General features: G+C 71.0%; 18 protein-coding genes and 1 pseudogene. 7 read left to right on the top strand and 12 right to left on the bottom strand.

What is annotated here, in order from left to right; translation table 11 throughout:
- Positions 1 to 99 precede the first annotated feature (99 nt).
- The gene (locus F7R91_RS20860; RefSeq protein ID WP_150950600.1) at positions 100 to 1,368 is read right to left on the bottom strand and encodes an MFS transporter; all 1,269 of its coding nucleotides are present in this window, start codon (positions 1,366 to 1,368) and stop codon (positions 100 to 102) included.
- Positions 1,365 to 2,723 (bottom strand): MBL fold metallo-hydrolase, encoded by a 1,359-nt coding sequence (locus tag F7R91_RS20865; RefSeq protein ID WP_150950601.1) that lies wholly within the window; start codon positions 2,721 to 2,723, stop codon positions 1,365 to 1,367. The genes F7R91_RS20860 and F7R91_RS20865 overlap by 4 nt, the downstream gene beginning before the upstream one ends.
- A gap of 85 nt (positions 2,724 to 2,808) precedes the next feature.
- On the opposite strand from F7R91_RS20865, the gene F7R91_RS20870 reads away from it, so the two are divergent.
- Together F7R91_RS20870 and F7R91_RS20875 are read left to right on the top strand one after the other, a co-directional pair.
- Positions 2,809 to 3,477 (top strand): ArsR/SmtB family transcription factor, encoded by a 669-nt coding sequence (locus F7R91_RS20870; protein WP_150950602.1) that lies wholly within the window; start codon positions 2,809 to 2,811, stop codon positions 3,475 to 3,477.
- Positions 3,474 to 4,655 (top strand): cysteine desulfurase family protein, encoded by a 1,182-nt coding sequence (locus tag F7R91_RS20875; RefSeq protein WP_150950603.1) that lies wholly within the window; start codon positions 3,474 to 3,476, stop codon positions 4,653 to 4,655. The genes F7R91_RS20870 and F7R91_RS20875 overlap by 4 nt, the downstream gene beginning before the upstream one ends.
- A 14-nt stretch (positions 4,656 to 4,669) precedes the next feature.
- On the opposite strand, the gene F7R91_RS20880 is transcribed toward F7R91_RS20875, so the two are convergent.
- The 10 genes and pseudogenes from F7R91_RS20880 to F7R91_RS20920 form a co-directional block, all read right to left on the bottom strand.
- Positions 4,670 to 4,999 (bottom strand): TfoX/Sxy family protein, encoded by a 330-nt coding sequence (locus F7R91_RS20880; protein ID WP_150950604.1) that lies wholly within the window; start codon positions 4,997 to 4,999, stop codon positions 4,670 to 4,672.
- Between the two features lie 9 nt (positions 5,000 to 5,008).
- Positions 5,009 to 5,458, bottom strand: coding sequence for an SRPBCC family protein (locus F7R91_RS20885; RefSeq protein ID WP_150950605.1), 450 nt, complete (start codon positions 5,456 to 5,458; stop codon positions 5,009 to 5,011).
- A gap of 171 nt (positions 5,459 to 5,629) precedes the next feature.
- A complete protein-coding gene (locus F7R91_RS20890; RefSeq protein ID WP_150950606.1) occupies positions 5,630 to 5,836 on the bottom strand; it encodes a hypothetical protein in 207 nt (68 codons plus the stop codon).
- 97 nt (positions 5,837 to 5,933) lie between these two features.
- A complete protein-coding gene (locus F7R91_RS20895) occupies positions 5,934 to 6,281 on the bottom strand; it encodes a DUF6233 domain-containing protein (RefSeq protein ID WP_150950607.1) in 348 nt (115 codons plus the stop codon).
- A gap of 66 nt (positions 6,282 to 6,347) precedes the next feature.
- Positions 6,348 to 6,506 carry a hypothetical protein gene (locus F7R91_RS42100; protein ID WP_191971574.1) on the bottom strand — a complete coding sequence of 53 codons (159 nt, stop codon included), beginning with the start codon at positions 6,504 to 6,506 and terminating at the stop codon, positions 6,348 to 6,350.
- Between the two features lie 73 nt (positions 6,507 to 6,579).
- Positions 6,580 to 7,707: a sulfite oxidase gene (locus F7R91_RS20900; RefSeq protein ID WP_150950608.1), complete on the bottom strand. Its 1,128-nt coding sequence runs from the start codon at positions 7,705 to 7,707 to the stop codon at positions 6,580 to 6,582.
- A 59-nt stretch (positions 7,708 to 7,766) separates the two neighbouring features.
- On the bottom strand, positions 7,767 to 8,672 hold the full coding sequence (locus F7R91_RS20905) for a hypothetical protein (RefSeq protein WP_150950609.1): 906 nt from the start codon (positions 8,670 to 8,672) through the stop codon (positions 7,767 to 7,769).
- 235 nt (positions 8,673 to 8,907) lie between these two features.
- The gene (locus F7R91_RS20910; RefSeq protein WP_225320712.1) at positions 8,908 to 9,309 is read right to left on the bottom strand and encodes a hypothetical protein; all 402 of its coding nucleotides are present in this window, start codon (positions 9,307 to 9,309) and stop codon (positions 8,908 to 8,910) included.
- A 305-nt stretch (positions 9,310 to 9,614) separates the two neighbouring features.
- Positions 9,615 to 10,561: pseudogene (locus F7R91_RS20915) on the bottom strand (RNA polymerase sigma-70 factor).
- Positions 10,558 to 11,496 carry an NAD-dependent epimerase/dehydratase family protein gene (locus F7R91_RS20920; protein WP_225320729.1) on the bottom strand — a complete coding sequence of 313 codons (939 nt, stop codon included), beginning with the start codon at positions 11,494 to 11,496 and terminating at the stop codon, positions 10,558 to 10,560. The pseudogene F7R91_RS20915 and the gene F7R91_RS20920 overlap by 4 nt, the downstream one beginning before the upstream one ends.
- A gap of 257 nt (positions 11,497 to 11,753) precedes the next feature.
- Here F7R91_RS20920 and F7R91_RS20925 point away from each other — a divergent pair, with 257 nt between their 5' ends.
- From F7R91_RS20925 to F7R91_RS20945, 5 genes are all read left to right on the top strand, one after another.
- The gene (locus tag F7R91_RS20925) at positions 11,754 to 11,984 is read left to right on the top strand and encodes a response regulator transcription factor (RefSeq protein WP_150950611.1); all 231 of its coding nucleotides are present in this window, start codon (positions 11,754 to 11,756) and stop codon (positions 11,982 to 11,984) included.
- A 305-nt stretch (positions 11,985 to 12,289) separates the two neighbouring features.
- Positions 12,290 to 13,369: a tryptophan 2,3-dioxygenase family protein gene (locus tag F7R91_RS20930; RefSeq protein ID WP_191971575.1), complete on the top strand. Its 1,080-nt coding sequence runs from the start codon at positions 12,290 to 12,292 to the stop codon at positions 13,367 to 13,369.
- Positions 13,370 to 13,500: 131 nt separating this feature from the next.
- A complete protein-coding gene (locus F7R91_RS20935) occupies positions 13,501 to 13,659 on the top strand; it encodes a hypothetical protein (RefSeq protein ID WP_408056049.1) in 159 nt (52 codons plus the stop codon).
- 125 nt (positions 13,660 to 13,784) lie between these two features.
- Positions 13,785 to 14,579 carry a VOC family protein gene (locus tag F7R91_RS20940; RefSeq protein ID WP_150950614.1) on the top strand — a complete coding sequence of 265 codons (795 nt, stop codon included), beginning with the start codon at positions 13,785 to 13,787 and terminating at the stop codon, positions 14,577 to 14,579.
- A gap of 771 nt (positions 14,580 to 15,350) precedes the next feature.
- Entirely contained in the window at positions 15,351 to 17,330 is a 1,980-nt protein-coding gene (locus F7R91_RS20945) for an FUSC family protein (protein ID WP_225320713.1), read from the top strand.
- The last annotated feature ends 5 nt before the right edge of the window (positions 17,331 to 17,335 follow it).

Consider the following 17,335-nt stretch of genomic DNA (forward strand, 5'->3'; position numbering starts at 1 on the left):
CGAGAGTTCCTCGGGTCCTGCGCCCTCAGGCGCAGGGAGATCAGCCACCAGGCCGCGGTGTCCGTGTCGATGCGGACCAGCCGGACGTGAAGGCGGCGTTCACGCCCGGGTGTGTGTCTCGTACATGCGGGCCGCGACGAGCAGGCCGGAAGCGGCGGTGAGGGCGGCGACGGCCCAGATGGCCGTGGTCGGGCCGTAGGCGTCGGCGAGGGCTCCGGCGAGCAGGGCGCCGACGGCGAAGCCGCCGTCGCGCCACAGGCGGTAGACGCCGACCGAGCGGGCGCGCCAGGCGGGGTGGGCGACATCGCCGACGGCGGCCAGCAGGGTGGGGTAGACGAGAGCGGTGCCCGCGCCCAGCAGGATCTGGGCGCCGGCCCAGACGGGGAAGGTGGTGCCGACGGCGACGAGGGCGAGGGCGAGGGCCTGGAGGAGCATTCCGGCGGTGATCAGGTGTTTGCGGCCGATCCGGTCGGACCACCAGCCGGTGAACAACTGCCCGAAGCCCCACACCGCGGGGTAGAGGGCGGCCAGCACGCCGATCCGGGCGACGGACAGGCCGTGCGCGGCGAACAGCAGCGGGAAGATGCCCCAGGCGAGGGCGTCGTTGAGGTTGTTGACCAGGCCGGCCTGGCTGGCGGAGGACAGGGCCTTGTCGCGGAAGCTGGTGATCCAAGCGACCTGGCGCGTGGTCAGTTCGCCATGGTGATCAGGGTCCTTGAGGGCCGGGTGCAGTGCGGCCTCGGCGCGGGCGTACTCCCGGGTCTCGTGGACCGCGACGGCGGACAGCCCCAGGGCCAGGGCGGCGTAGGCGGCGCCGAGGAGGAAGGGGGCGGGGCGCAGCCCCCAGTGCGCGGCCATGGCGCCGGTGGCCATGGCGGTGGCCGCGAGGGCCACGTAGCCGGAGGCCTCGTTGAGTCCCATGGCGAGCCCGCGGCGTTCGGGCCCGACCAGGTCGATCTTCATGATGACGGTGGTGGACCACGTCAGGCCCTGGTTGGCGCCGAGCAGGACGTTGGCGAGGACGATCCAGCCCCAGGAAGGTCCCCAGATCAGCAGCGCCGGCACAGGCAGCGCGACCAGCCAGCCGGCGACCAGCACGGGCTTGCGGCCGTACCGGTCGGAGAGGGTGCCGGCGAAGAAGTTCGTGATCGCCTTGGTGGCGCCGAAGGCCACGATGTAGGTCAGCGCGGCGGTGTAGGCGGACAGGTGGAATGCATCACGCGCGAGCAGCGGCAGGACGGTGCGCTCCTGACCGAGCATGCCGCCGACCAGCGCGTTGACCGCGACCAGGAGGGAGAACTGGGCGAGGTTGGCGCGCAGTCCGAGCTGTATGCCGCGGTGGGGGGCGGTGGTGCTGCCGGCGGTCACGCGCCCTCCTCGAGATCGCGTCCGGTGGCTTTCGCCCAGTCGCCGGGGCCGCCGGCGAGGACGGCGAGGCCGTGGTGCCCGGCGCGCTGGAGGAGGCTCGCCGCGGTCATGGCGCGTTCACCGTGTCCGCAGTGCACGACCGCGCCGGCCGGTGCCTCGTCACCGCGCGCGGGCAGCTCGCCGAGTTCGACGGCCACCGCGCCCGGGATGTGCCCCGCGGCGTGCTCGGAGGTCTGCCGGATGTCGAGGACGGGGCGGTCGCCGATGCGGTCGGCGGTGAGGAGTTCGATGCTCTGCTGCTCGCCGCCCTCCGCGGTCCACGTGGCGATCGGGAGGTGGCCCGCGAGACGTTCGTAGCCGATCTTCAACGCCTGCCAGACGAGTTCGGTCAGGTCCTGGCCGGGTGCGGTGACGAAGACGAGCGGGGTGTCGTCGGGCAGCAGCCAGCCCAGCCAGGTGGCGAACTGGTCGCGCAGCGGGACGGAGACGGCGCCGGGGATGTGGCCGGCGGCGAAGTCCGCCATCGGGCGGACGTCGACCAGCTGACCGCCGTGGCCCAGCAGGCTCCGTACCTCTGCCGTGCCGAGCGCCGGGAGGCCGGGTGCGGCATCGAGGACGGCGGGGCCGCGCCGGTTGGCCTCGGCGAGGCGGTGGAAATAGGCGGGACAGCTGCCGAGGCCGCCCATCAGCCGCCGTACGAAGGTGTCCTCGTCGGGCGCGGCCAGCAGGAGGTTGGTCCGCTTCTGGGCGCCGACGGTGGTGGTGCGTTCGGCGCCGGGCGGGGCCGAACAGAACGAGCCCGCGCCGTGGGTGGGCCAGACGGCCACCTGGTCGGGCAGCTCGGCCAGGCGTCGCAGCGAGTGGAACTGGGCGCGGGCGAGCTCCTCGGTGCGAGCGGCGCCGAGCAGATCGGTGCGGGCGGCCGAGCCGACGATCAGCGAGCCGCCGGTGAACACACCCAGTTCGCGGGAGCCGTCCAGCAGCAGGAAGGACAGGTGCTCGTCGGTGTGGCCGGGGGTGGCCAGGGCCCGCAGTGTCAGCCCGCCCAGGTCCATCTCGTCGCCGTCGGCGAGGCCGCGATGGGGGAAGGCGCGCTGTCCCGCGGCGGAGGCGAGGACGGTCGCGTCGTCGTCATGGGCGAGCTGGAGGGCGCCGGAGAGGAAGTCGGCGTGCAGGTGGGTGTCGGCCGCGTACGCGACCCGCAGTCCGCGCTGCTCGGCGGCCCGGCGCAGGGCACGCAGATCCCGGCTCGCGTCCATGGCCAGGGCGCGGCCGTCGCCGAGGTCGACGAGGTAGGCGCTGTTGCCCAGCCCGGCGTCGGCGAGCGGGATCAGGTGATCGTCGGCGAAGCCCATCGGATCCTCCAGGTCGCATGACAGGGACGGGTCGCTTCAGCGCCCGACCTCATCTACAATATTCCATGGATTTATGGAGGATGCCATGGGAGACGCCACACGCAAGGCAGCGCTCTACGACGCCTTCGCCCGCACCGGCAAGGCGCTGAGCAGCGGCAAGCGCCTGGAACTGCTCGATCTGCTGGCCCAGGGCGAGCGCACGGTCGACGCCCTCGCCAAGGCCGCCGGCCTCAACCTGACCACCGCCTCGGCCCACCTGCAGACCCTCAAGCAGGCCGGACTGGTCGCCACCCGCCGCGAGGGCGTGCGCATTCACTACCGGCTCGCGGGGGACGACGTCGCCGCCCTCTACGCACTGCTGCGCCGGGTCGCCCAGGCCCACCAGAACGCGGTCGAGCCCGCCCGGACCGCCTATCTCGGCACCGCCGACGGGGAGGAGGTCGGCCGCGAGGAGCTGCTCGCCCGCGCGGCGGCGGGGGAGGTGGTCGTCCTGGACGTTCGGCCCGCCGAGGAGTACGCGGCCGGTCACATCCCCGGCGCGCTCTCCATTCCGGTCGAGCAACTCGCCGACCGCATCAGCGAGTTGCCGGAGCAGACCGAGGTGGTGGCGTACTGCAGGGGAGCGTACTGCGTCCTCGCCCACGATGCCGTACGACTGCTGCACGCACGCGGCCGCAGGGCGCTCCGGCTGACGGACGGAATGCTGGAATGGCGGCTCGCGGAGTTGCCCGTGGAGACGGAGAACGCCGCATGATCCCCGAGCACCCCGGGCTGCGGGGCCGCCCGGTCTACCTCGACCACAACGCCACCACCCCAGTCGACCCGCGCGTGGCGGAAGCGATGCAGCCTTACCTGACGGAGTGGTTCGGCAACCCCTCCAGCACCCACGCCTACGCCACCGAGCCCAGAGCCGCCCTCGCCCGCGCCCGTCGGCAGGTGGCCGAGCTCATCGGCTCGGGGGCGGCCGAGATCGTGTTCACCGGCTCCGGCTCCGAGGCCGACAACCTCGCTCTGAGCGGCGCCGTCCTGGCCGCCACGACCGACCGGCCGCATGTGATCACGCAGATCACGGAGCACCCGGCGGTACTGGAGACCTGCCGGGTGCTGGAGCGGCTGCACGGTGTGGACGTGACCCGCCTTCCTGTCGACGAGGACGGCCTCGTCGACCCCGCGGCCCTGGCCGCCGCGCTCACTGAACACACCGTCCTGGTCTCGGTGATGGCAGCCAACAACGAGACCGGCGCCATCCAGCCGATCGCCGAGCTCGCCCGCGTCACCCGCGCCCACGGGGCACTGTTTCACTGCGATGCCGCACAGGCCGCGGGCAAAGTCCCGCTGCACGTCGATGAGCTGGGCGTGGACCTGCTGACGGTCGTCGGGCACAAGATGTACGCGCCCAAGGGCATCGCCGCCTTGTACGTGCGCGACGGCGTCACCCTCGAACCCCTCGTCCACGGCGGAGGACAGGAGCGGGGACTGCGGGCCGGCACCGAGAATGTCGCCCTCGCCGTCGCCCTGGGCGCGGCCGCCGAACTCGCCGCCCGGGAACTGGCCGGCGGCGGCCATGACCGCATCCGCGCGCTACGGGACCGCCTCCACACGGAGCTGACCAAGGCCCTGCCGGGCCGGGTCCACCTCAACGGACCGGCCGAGCCGCGCCTGCCCAACACCCTCAATGTGAGCATCGACGGCATCCGCGGCCACGAACTCCTGGCTGCCGTGCCCGAGGTGGCCTTCTCCACCGGATCGGCCTGCCACAGCGGCGACCACACGCCTTCGCCGGTGCTTCATGCCATGGGCCTGGACGACGCCCGGGCCCTGTCGGCCCTGCGCCTCTCGCTGGGCCGCTGGACCACCGGGGAGGACATCGACCTGGCGGCCCGGCTCCTTGCCGCCGCTGCCGCGACCGGGCCGACCGCGCAGGTCCGTTGAGGCCCGCTGCCACGTCAGTTGGGTGGCAGACCGGCCGTGAAGGCGTGCCCCTCGTCGATCCACCGGCCGAGCACATCGTCGTCGCCCAGCGCGTTCCCGGCGACCAGGACCCAGCCGCGCATCGGGCGGCCGGTCGGGTCGAGGGGCCGGGTGCCGGGGCGGGTCAGCGCGGCGTCGGTGGCGTCCGGACCGACGCGCACCATGAGATCGCTGCGGCTCACGCCGACCGCCATGTTGCCGCGGTGCAGGAAGGCGATGCCGCCGAACATACGCTTCTCGGTGATCTCGGGATCGGTACCGAAGCGCTCCCGCACCCTCCTGGCCAGGATCTCGTCGTACGCCATGACCGGCCCTCACTTTCCTTCCGCGAGCCGCTGTTCGAGGTCGCGCAGGTCCTTGCCGACCGAGGAGCGGACCTGGCGGGCCAGGAGCGGTCCGGCCAGCCGGTAGAAGCCGCTCTTACCGCCCTGGACGCGGATGCGGGCGACGGTGCCGCGCGGGTGGGCCTCGAAGGAGTACGTGACGTGCATCGGCATCGGGCCGGCCACGGAGAGCATGTCGAGCAGATGGGGGAAGTCGTACGCGGCCACGCGCAGGACGTAGTCGATACGCCGGCCGAGGAAGTACGCCGTCCGGGTGACCTCGGCGCCCACGCCGAAGCCGCCGCCGTCCGCCTCGCGGGTCAGCTCCGCGGTACGGATGCCCTGCGTCCACTCGGCATCGTGCCGCCAGTCCATGGCGTAGGCCGCCACGTGCTCGGGCGGAAGCGGGATCACGCGCTCCGCGGTCACGTCGATCGTCATCGGGCTGCCGCCTCATCCTCGTTCCGGCCCGGATTCTGAGGCACCCGGCGCCATGTCCAGCATCACCGTGCCGGGCGGCGAGCGCGCGACGCGCGACGGGTGACGGTTGTCCGGGCCGCGGCGGGTCGGAGCGCGGCGGGATCTGTGCACGCGGATGCGGGGCCGTGCGTGTCAGTTCTTGCCGCGGGTGCTGATGTAGTGGACGTCCGGGCCCCACTGCTCCATGACCGGGGGCGCGCACCACTGGCACAGGGGGCAGCCGCCGCGGCCGTACCTGTGTGTCTTGCGCCCGCATAGGGCGCAGGGGCCGACCTGGTCCCGGGGGCAGATCAGCGCGGACGGGTCGGGTTCGTTGATCGGGGGCACGGCAGTCGTCATCGCCTGGTTCCTCCTCTCGGCGACGATCACGAGTCGCTTGAACCGCAGGTAACGCCAGGGATGGCGCGCTGTTCGAGCTGTGTGCCGTCGTGGGCCGTCAGGCGGCTAAGTCGAGGAGATGCAGCCTCGTGTCCGGCCGGCAGTGGATGCAGGCGCTCAGGCCCGTGGTGAGGAGACGACGGGCCTCGTCGCTGCTGACGGGGCGGCGGCGCGCACCGGCCATATGGCAGTCGTCGGCATGGACCTGGACGGGTGGGCGGTCGGCGCCGATGCCGATTTCGACGACCCAGTCCGGCGGCTGCGGCCGGCTGACCCGGCCGCGTTCCTCCTCGGCCCGCCGCTGCTGCAGGAGGGCGATCTTGTGGTCGATGCGCCGCAGCCACATGGCGTGCCACACCCGCAGGGTGTGCAGGCGCTCCAGGTTGGGCGGCAGGTCATCGAACACATTTTTGATTCTATGGGCGCGGGGAGCTGGATTGCCAGAGCCGGGATCTCGCCGCGGGGCGCCATGTCACTGGGGCCGGGCCGAGTCCTGGCAGACCGGGCAGAGCTCGAACCGGCCGCTGTTGACGACGCTTCCCCAGCCGCGGCAGTGCTCGCAATTGCGGGCGCGGGCGAGGTTCACGTGGGGGACGGGGGTGGGAGCGTTCGGGTGGGCTCCGTGGGTCATGCGGTCGTACTCCTCGGGTAGAGGGCTCGCGTGGAAAAATGTAACAGGGATCGCATATGTATGCAATTCGGACTTATCGGGAGGTGGGGTCGGTGCAGAACACCGGAACCCGCTGCACGAGGTTGTTGGCGAACCCGCCCCGGTTCCATGGCTGCTCCAGCGGCTGGGCGTTGCCGGCCTCGTCGTAGGCGCGGGCGCTCAGGACATGCGTGCCGGGGACGGGTGACCACATGCGGGACCAGCGGCGCCAGGCCCATCGATGTCCATGATCCGGTTCGAGCTCGGCCCGGTGCCATGTCGCGCCGCTGTCCGTGCTCACCTCGACGGACGTCACCGGTGCGCGTCCCGACCAGGCCCGCCCCTCCAGGCGGACCGGGCCGGGGGCGACGACCCGCGTGCGGGACATGAAGTCGGGAAAACCGGGCGGGATCAACAGTGCCCGGGGAGCGATCCGGGTGACCGGTTCGCCCGCTTCCTCGGGCCCCTGTCTGATCCGGTAGGCGACGGACTGCTGGAAGCCCGTGAACGGTGTGTCGACGACGGTGACGTCGCGCAGCCATTTGACGTGTGCCATCCCGTACCAGCCGGGCACCACGAGTCGCAGCGGGCTGCCGTGCTGGGGTGGCAGGGGTTGGCCGTTCATCGCGTAGGCGACCAGCACCTCGGGCTCGTCGCCGGTGGCGATGTCGAGGGGGAGACTCCGCTGGTAGTCCTGCTCCACACCGCGCTCCACTCCGTGGTCCGCCCCGGTGAACACGACGTCGACCGCGTCGGACGCCACTCCGGCCTCGTCGAGGAGCAGCCGCAGGGGCACTCCCGTCCACTCCGCCGTGCCGACGGCCTCGACCAGCCATGGCTGGCTCACCGGCCTCGGCGTCAGCAGGGCCCTGCCGTTGCCGGCGCACTCCAGCGTCACGCGCGTGGTCACCGCGGGACGGGTCCGCAGCTGCGCCGGCGAGAGGCTCAGGGGGTGCCGCACTCGACCGTTCACCGTCAGCCGCCAGGCCGCGTCGTCCGGCACATGGGGGATGTCGTAGTGGGTCAGGATGTAGTGGAGACCGGGTGGAGTGATGTCGTAGCGCATCGCTTCCAGCGGCAGGCCGTGATTCCGGGCGGCCAGTGCCAGCTCGTCCTGGCCCAGGCCCTCACCGGGCGTGGCCAGCCGGGCGGACGTACTCACGTCGGCGAGTCGACGCGTCATGCCCAGAATTATTCGCTTCCCCGGCCCGCCGTGCACAGGGCTTCAGCGGCATGGCCCACTCATGGCTGGTGGATGAGCAGCCGGCCGATGGCGTCCAGGACGCCCCTGCGGTTGGCGTGAGTGCCTTCGTAGCGCTCGAGAACACGCAGATCCGCTTCGGACAGCGCGTTGAGGCGCCGCTCGATCTCCTCGACGCTGAGCCGGCTGAAGCCGACGATGGGCAGATCTTCCTCCCCGCTCTGCGCTGCTCGGACCTGCCCACCCGTACCGGTCACCCCGGACATCTCCACCACCGACTCCTCGGCAGCGCTCCCGCTGTCCTCTCTCGGCCGCGCCGCCTCACGCAACCGGTCGACCACAGCCCACACCGTGCGGGTGGCCGCAACGGCGAGGCCGCCGTTCTTCGCCTCTTCCACGCGCAAGCCGTCGGTCGCGGCGGCCACCGAACGGGCCTGCTGGGACAGACTGACCTCCAGCCGGGCCAGCAACTCCTCGTCCTGGCGGCGCACCGCGGTGAGCAGATCGAGCGTGGCGCGATCGTGGACCCATTCGGCGAGGACCTCACCGGCCCGCGTGGCAGCCAGCGCCCGCGCCGCGGCGGCGTACTGGTCCTCGGTGTTCTTCAGCAGCTGCCGCTCGTCGGCCGGTCCCCGGCCGCGCAGCAGACCCGTCACGGTTCGCTGCCCGATCGTCAGTGGCAGCATCGCCGTCCGGACGGTGGTGCGGGCGGCGAACCGTGCGATGTCGACCGTGCCGCCGAGCAGGCCGCGCGGGCGCAGGCGACGTACATGGCGCTCGATACGGTGAACGGCGTCCTGGATGTCGTCGGCCTGGCTTTCCAGCATCAGTCGGTACGGGCCGGGCGGCGCGACCGCGGCATCGGCCCGCATCCGGTCGAGCGCTACGGCATGGGCATGGTGGGCATCCTCTAGCGCGGGAACCAAGGTCTCCGTCATCACAGCCATGGGGTTGCTCCCTGCATACGGGGATCGGGCGCCGCTCAGCCACGCGGCACTCACGGCTGCCCGCCTGCCGCCCTGCGGCCGGACAGCCGGGACCATCCTGCGAGGCCCGACCCAAGATCACCCGTCGGATACGGCGTTCATGCAGGCCTGGCACCCTGCGGGAGGACGCCGGGCCTCGCACTGTCGTGGCCAGGGCGACGACCCGCACCGTTCACCCAAATGGGTGACTCCAGGCTCAGAGGACCGGGAAAACCGCCGCGAAGAAGAGCCACAGCAGCACGGCCCAGAACAGCGCCGCGACCATGGAGACGAGCAGGGAACTGCGCCACTTCAGCACCAGGAACGGAAACATCCCCAGGAGGGCCCAGACACCGCCCACGTCGATCGATGTACGGGCAGCCTCACCGAGTGTTCTCGCTCGCCCTGCCGCGAGAAGGCGCAGCAGGCGCTGCGAGACGAATCCGTACAGGCCGAACACGACGGGGAAGAACCACAACGGCGTGAACGTCACCAGCTGAGACTCCGACAGATCGTTGAACAGCACCAGGTAGATGAGTGCGGCCCCCGCCAGGCCTCCGACCAGGAGCGTTCCGTAGAGGGCGCTCAGCGCGGCCGATTCCGGTGCAGCGGCGGGCACAGGGAGAGGAACAGGCACAGGCTCAGGCGCGGCAACGGCAGAGGCATAGGGCACGTCCGGCGGGGACACCCGGACCACCCGGTGACAGTGGGGGCAGCGGACGTCCTGACCCGCTCGGTCGGCCGGTACGGCCAGCAGGTGGCCGCACGCGGCCTGGAACTCCAGTTGCTGCCCCGTGTTCACGAGTGGTGTCTCCTCGGGTGGTTCCTGAATCTGGTCGCGGTGCGTGATCAGGGGAGGTCACGACCGGGGATCGAGCCTGCCGCATCGAGGAGCGCGAGCCATCGTGGAAAGTACGCAATCCGCTACGTAGGCGGGACGAACTCGTCGAGCAGGGCGGGCAGGCGTGCCCGGTGCGCCTCGCGGATGACCTGCCAGGCATCCGCCACCGGACCCATGTGCCCGAGCTTGTCAGGGTTGATCACCGAGCGGATCGTCTGGATCCGTCCGTCGAGTATGTCGAGCGACAAGGTGTTGAGGACCCTGCCGTCGCTGTCGCGGAAGACCGCGCCCGGCTGGCCGTTGACCTGGTGCGGCTCGACCACGACGCCGATCCTGACCAGCGGCGGGAAGACCGCGGCGAGCACCCGGGCCACCTTCTCGTCGCCGGTGACGGGCTTGGTCCACTGCGGGGCCTTGCCGCCGCCGTCGCCGACCATATGGACGTCGGTGGCGAGGAGTTCGCGCAGCCCGTCGGCATCCCCTTCCCTGATGGCGTCGAAGAAGCGCTCGGCGAGTTCCTCGCGTTCCCGTCGGTCGGCCTCGAACCGGGGCCGGCCCGCGTCCATGTGCCGGCGTGCCCGCACGCCGAGCTGGCGGCATGCCGCCTCCGGGCGCCCGACGGCCGACGCGATCTCCGGGTAGCCGTACCCGAACACCTCCCGCAGCACGAAGACCGCGCGCTCCAGCGGGGTCAGCCGCTCCAGAAGCAACAGGGCCGCCATCGACAACGAGTCCGCCAGTTCCGCCGAGCGCTCGGGGTCCTCGTAGGGGTCGGTCAGCAGCGGCTCGGGGAACCACGGCCCCTGTACTCCTCCCTTCGGCGGCGGGCCGAGCGCAGCATGTCGATCGCGACCCGGGTGACCACTGCCGAGAGGTAGGCACGGGGCGATGTGGGGTGCGTGGGGGAGGCCTCGTAGCGCAGCCAGGTCTCCTGGACGGCGTCCTCGGCCTCGCTCACGCTGCCGAGGATCCGGAAGGCGATCGCGACCAGCAGCGGTCGCTGCTCCACGAACTCCTCGGTACGGGTCACCCGAGGCCCTCCCGGAAGCCCTGGCGCCAGGAGGGATAGCGCAGCTCCCAGCCCAGCTCCCGCTTGGCCTTGGCGTTGGAGAAGCCGCGCCCCTCGGTCATCATCGTCACCGCCACGTCCCCCGCCAGCAGCCGGGCCAGCCACTTGGGGACCCGCAGGGGCGGCTTCGCGCCGGCGCATGCGGCCAGATAGGGCAGCCACTCGCCGGCCGGGGCGGGTTCGTCGTCGACGATGTTGAACACGCCCCTCGCCTTCTGCTCCACGGCCAGGACGGTCGCGCTCGCCGCGTCGTCGAGGTGCACCCACGAGCTGTAGCCCGTGCCGCCCCCGACGAGCGGAAACTGCCGCTTGCGCACGAGCTCGACCACATCGTCGCTGGCGCCCGGCCCGTAGAAGCCGCCGTATCGCAGAACCGCGCCATCAGCCGCGACGACGACGTCCTCGACGTGGCGGATCGCCTCCGCGCCCTTGCGCATCGAGGTCCCCATGTCCACGGGCAGCGGGTCCTCCTCGGTCTTCACCCATCCGCCCTCGCGGATGCCGTTCCACGAGCCGAAGCCCTGTGCGACGAAGTGGGACACCCCGGTCGCCTCGGCGGCGGCCAGCAGGTGGTCCGTGCCCTCGGTGCGCAGGCGGTTGGTGGTGGCGAACCATCGATCCATGTGCTTCATGTCGGGCTTGCCGGAGTGCGCCATGGAAATCGCGGTCATCTGGTGCACGATCGCGTCCGGCCGGGCCTTCGCCACCGCCTCCCCGACCGACGCCGCATCCAGCCCGTCCATCACGACGCCCTCAGCGCCGAGCTGGTCGAGCAGTCCCAGCTTGGCCGCGCTCGTCGTCGTAGCGGTCACCTGGTGGCCGCGGGCCACGAGCTGCGGCACCAGCCGCCGCCCCATGACCCCGCTCCCGCCTGCCACGAACACCCGCATGACCATCACCTTCCCGGTTCCGAAGTACGTCTCCTGCATGTGAGACGAGACAGCCCCTTCCGTGTGTGACATGGGGGACGGCGGTGAGGAGGCGTCCGTCGGCGGTGACAGGCCTGTGACAGTCGGCGGACACGGTCATGACGTCACCCAGGCAGCCTATTCAAAGCGGACAAACAAGACCTATTCGGGCATTTGTCCTCTGCTTCCGAGGGTGTGAGCAGGGACGGCCGAACCGATCCGTCCAAGGGAATCCCATGAGCCTCATGAGCCCCACGCCCTCCACCCCGCACACCGAAGCCCCCGCCCCCGCGCTGGCCCCGCGCGAGCTGGAGACCCTCCGGCATATCGCCTCCGGGTGCACCTATCTGCAGGCGGCGCGCCAGATGGGACTCTCCGCACACACGGTCGACGCCTACCTCCGCCGTATCCGGGCCAAGCTCGCCATCAACACCACCGCCGAACTCACCCGGTGGGCCATCGCCCTGGGCCTGTGACACCCACGTGTCAAGACACGAATGTTCGAGACATGACGCCGGGCCCTTCGATCATGCCTAGTGAATTCCCCTGCCCCACTCGGGCGAGGACAGCCTTTGGGTGGACAACGACACGGAACAGGTGAGTGACGATGATGTCCGGGCTGCGCAGAGGCCGACGTATTCGTGGATTGAGCAGACGTGGTTTTCGGGTGGGCCGATGGACGGCCGCGAGAGATACGACGGTCGAACCCGACGGATTCTCCCTGGCGTGTTCGGTCACGGAACAGGTGCGGCGGACGGGGAAGCATTTTCTGCCGGAGCGGATGCTGCTCGACCTGACCCGCATTCGAACTCGGCATGCCGCGGGATGCCCGTTTCTCGCAGCATTTCTCGACTGCCTGCTGGACAAACACGAGGAACGCTACTGGAACCGGAGCTATCTCGCGCTGCCGCTCCTGGAGCTCCTCCTGGACGGCCGGCATTCCACATTGAGTCCTGACCGGCTCTCCACCCTGCTCGTATCCGACGTCATACGCTTCGAGATAGAGACGGCAGGCGGGTCACGCCAGGCACCGGGCCGGGGGCGCCCCGACGCGGTGACCCTGCGCAAGCGACTGCGCCAGGCGCTGCGGTTCGTGGCTGATGATCTCGGCGGACCGCACACCGAGGACCTGCCGTCGCGGGTGGCTCACATGTCCCAGCCCCGCTTGGAAGAACTCCTCGGCCATCTGCCCAGGCCGCCGGCGACGGACGCCGGCCGGTGGTTCGACGTAACCGTCCAGCCCGTGTACGTGCTCCATGACGAATACTTCTTCATCCGCGTCCTGCAGACTCACGAAATGCTTTTCACGGCGATCGCGGCGGACATGCAGGCGGCGATAAGCGCACTGCGTGATGGGCGCCTGGAAGAGGGCGCGGAGCGAGTAGATCATGCGGCTGACATGTTCGAGCGGGCCGCAGCACTGTTCCGGATAGTCGCCACGATGCGGGCAGAGCAATTTTCCCTGTTCAGGCAGTTCACCCAGGGTGCCAGCGCCATCCAGTCCGAACAGTACAAGAGGTTCGAGATCCTGTGCGGCCTGCCGCCTGCCCCGCGACTGCGGTCCGCTGCCTTCACCAGTGTGCCCGTCGTGCGGGCCGAGGCGGAGAACGCTGACCATGACACCGTCAGCCAGGCCTGTCTCGACCTGCGCGGCGCCGGTGGAGTCAGCCAGGCGGAGTGGAGTCTGCTCGACGCGGCACTCGCCAGGCTGGAAGGCCGGCACCGGCGCTGGAAGTCCACGCATCGCAGCCTCGCCGTGCGCATGCTCGGCGATGCGCAGGGATCCGGCTACACCGATGGCGTTCCGTACCTGACGACATGTTTGCAGAACCGGCTGTTCTGGCAGCTCGGCGCGCAGTGACCCGCGGGCCGGTCCGTCGGCGCGGCCGTGCCGTCCCGGTGGCGGGTTCGGACGCCCGGCACGATGCTGGAGACATGTCCGGACGGGCTCCTGTGGTCGTGCACCCGCCGCTGGGCACGGGTGGCCGACGTGTGACTGCGCGCGGCGAAGATCTCGGCCTGGCCTTTTCCGACGAGGACCTCCTCGAGTTGCTGTCCCGCGCGGGCCTGCCGGATGCCGACGATCTCCTTGACGATCCGGCCTGGGTGAAGTGGCGCGGCGCCGATGCGCATCACTACGACGCGGCGTAGTGAGACGCGGCGCAGCGAGAAGAGCGCCTGACCCCGAAAAGCCGACTCAGCAGGACCGAGGGGCGATTGTCAGTGCCGGGTGTCACGCTGAGGTCACCCATGATCTGCGAAAGGAATCGATCGCCATGATCACGACCGACTTCGTTCCCGGCAACCCCTGTTGGCTCGACCTCGGTGCCCCCGACGTCCGGGCTGCCGCGGCCTTCTACGGCGCGGTGCTCGGCTGGGACTACGAGTCCATGGGCGAGGGGGAGATGGAAGGCGGGATGTTCCGTAAGGACGGCAAATTCGTCGCCGGGCTCGGCAAACTCACCGAGGAGGGCGCGCGTTCGGCCTGGATGATCTACTACAGCGTCCCCGACGCGGACGCCACGACCCAGGCCGTGCTGCGCGGCGGCGGCACGGTGCGGGTGGAGCCGCGGGATCTCGACAACTGGGGCCGGATGGCGCAGTACAGCGACCCGTTGGGCGGCCAGTTCGCCGTCTGGCAGCCGGGGGACAACAAAGGTGTCGAGCTGGTGGACGCACCGGGTTCGCTGTCCTGGGTGGAGCTCTACACGAGCGACGCCGCGGCCGCGAAGGAGTTCTACGGCGGAGTGTTCGGCTGGCAGTACGGCGACATGGAGCTGCCGGGCGGCGGGGGGACGTACTCCCTCATCACTCCCGCCGGGCTCCCCGAGGAGCGTATGCAGGGCGGCCTCATGGAGGTCTCCAAGGAGGACCTCGCCCTGGCGAACGGACGGCCCTACTGGCACCCGGTCTTCGCCGTCGCCGACTGCGATGCCACCGTGGCCAAGGTCACCGAGAACGGCGGCAGCGTGCAGATGGGGCCGGCGGACGCGGAGGGAGTGGGCCGGCTCGCCGTCTGCCTCGACCCGTCCCACGCGGACTTCGTCGTGCTCACGCCCGCCCAGAGCTGAGTCCTCGCAGCCGGGTACTCCCTCTCGCCCGAGTTGCACTGGGTGGGCTGGGACGACGGTGCATCGTGACCGCCCGGGCCCTCGCTCGTACTGAAGGCCCGGGCGGCACATGTGCTCACTCGACTTGCTCATGCGCCCTGGCGTGCCCCCGCTCAACGCACTCCCGGTCCCCGAAGCCGTGAGGCGTACGCCGGGGTGGCCGCTCTGGCGGGGAAGCCCGCGGAGTGGCCCGGACCGAGGACGTGATGGCCGATGGGGTCCCCGTCAAGCTGTACTGGCCGCAGCGCGAGGGCCCGCACCCGGTCCTGATCTGGATCCACGGGGGCGGATGGGCCGTGGGCAGCACGGCCGCGTCCGATGTGACGGCCCGGGACCTGTGCCGTCGGAGACTCCGCCGGGGGCAACCTTCCCGCAGCGAGGGACGCCATGGAACGCGTCGCCTCGGCCGTGCGGCGTGCCCCTGGCCTGAGGACTCTGTGGCCGGGCCGCTCCAGGAAGAGCGTCGAACGGATCGTCAGCCTGGGGCGCGGTGTCCGTGGTTGTGGAAGCCGGCCGTACGGATCGGCACTCGCCCGCCTCCGCAGGGGCGCGCGCCGGCCACTGCGGCTGCGGCTCTGACATGCACGTCCCCCTCCGCGGGCCGACAATGGTCGCAGGCAGGATGCGCGTAGACGCCGGACACCGCTGTCGGTATCCGTCGGTGCCGCGACACCGACACCGACACCGCAGTGACACGGCCGGAGGGCGGCAATGGTCAGCGAAGTGACGCGCATGACCGTGCTGCGTCGGGCGGTGCAGACCACAGTCGCTGCCAGTACCGGGTTCTACCTCTGCCTGTACGGATTCGACGAACCCGTGGCCGCGCTCTACGCCCTGTTTGCCCCGATCGCGTTGGGCCCGCTGTCCTCCATCTCCGGAGCAGGCAGGCAGCGGGCGACGGTGATGCTGCGCGCACTGCCGTTCGGCCTGCTGCTCGTCGCCCTCGGTACAGCACTCGCCGCGAGCACCTGGGCGGCCGTGGCCGGCATGGCGATCGTCGGCTTTGTCCTGGGCTTCGCCCCGGTCGGCGGCCCGCGCAGCGCGGGAGCGGCGCCGGGTCTCCAGCTCTTCTACATCCTGGCGTGCTTCCCGCCGTATGCCCCCCAGACACTGCCGGCCCGGCTGATCGGGGCGGGACTGGGCGTGCTGGCGCTCGCAGCCAGCAGCTCACTCCTCTTCCCCGGTACGTCCGCGCCCGGCTACCGCGCACGTCTCGCCGACGCCCTCGACACAGCGGCGGCGGGCGCAGACAGCCATGTGCCCGTCACGCGCCTTCGCGAGGCCGGCGAGCAGCTGAGACTGTCGTATGTACCGCCCGGCAAGCGCCCTACCGGCCCGGGACGCACGGACCGGGCGCTGACCCAGGCCGGCGCGGCGACCCGCCGTCTGCTGCAGGGGCTCGCCGAACTGTCGGCGGCGCGCGGTGCCGCGGCGGTCACCGACCCGTCGTGCGACGAACTGCTCGCCCATGTCGCGGGCGTGTGCACGTCGGCCGGCGCCTCGCTACGAGCGGGAGCGGGAACGCCGTCGGTCGCGTCCCTCGAAGCGACGATGGAACGCATCCAGGCGGAACGTATCCGCCGCAGCGCGCCGCCGCACCGGTCGGACTTCGGCGTACTACGGAGACAGTCCTCCGTGCTCGAAATCGCCGCGGCCGCATGGATCGCCGTCACGGCACTGGGCATCGCCGAACGCGGACGCAGGCCGCTGCCGACCCCGGGAGATGTCTTCTGGTACGCGGACCTCCCCACACGCCACCTGTGGGGACGCCGCATCAGCGCCAATCTCACCCGGCGTTCCGTCTGGTTCCAGAACGCGGTACGGGTCGCACTGGGACTGGCGGCGGCCCGGCTCGTGGCAGGCACACTCGACCTTGCCCACGGGTTCTGGGTCCTGCTGGCGGTGCTGACGCTGGGCCGCACCACCGTCGGGGCGACCTGGAGCGCGGTCCGGCAGGCGATCGCCGGTAATCTGGTGGGGGCCGCGGCTGCCGGCGTACTGCTGCTGACAGTGGGACAGCATTCGGACGTCTATGCGGCCATGCTCGTCCCGGTCATGCTCGTGGCGTTCGTACTGGGTCCGCTGTGGGGGATCGTTTACGCCCAGGGCCTGTTCACCTTCCTGGTGGCCCTCGTGTTCGCCCAAGTCACGCCGGTGAGCTGGCAGTTGTCCGAAGTGCGTCTGATCGATGTCGTCACCGGCAGCACCGTCGGCCTGCTGTGCGGCCTGCTGGCCTGGCCCGCCGGGGGTCACCGGGAGGTCCGCCGCACGATGGCCGATCTGCTGCGGGCGTGCGGAGACCTCATCCCGCCCACCGCCGACTTGGTGACCAACCCTGCGGCTCCCTCACATGCATCGCTGCCGACCCTGCCCCTGCTGCACCGTCTCAGGCTGGCCGAGGCGGCGTACGCGCAGTACCGCAACGAACCCACCACGGACCAGGAGCGGGCACCGGCCGACTGGCACGCGGTTCTCATCGTCGCCCACGAGACCCTGGAGGGAACCCATCGCCTGCTGCGCTTCGACCTCACCGCGACCGGCCCCCCGCCCGACGGGAGACGACCGACCCAGGCGGTGCCCGAACAGGCAGTGGCGCAGCCCGTACTCGTCGACCTCGACGCCTGGCTGACCGGAATAGCCCGTCAACTCGACCGGATCACCGCGTCAGTTCCGACGAGCCCGGCCCGACGGGCGCCCACGCGTGCTCACTAGCAGGA

It is taken from the genome of Streptomyces luteolifulvus, from assembly GCF_008806595.1.
Classification (GTDB): Bacteria; Actinomycetota; Actinomycetes; order Streptomycetales; family Streptomycetaceae; genus Streptomyces; species Streptomyces luteolifulvus.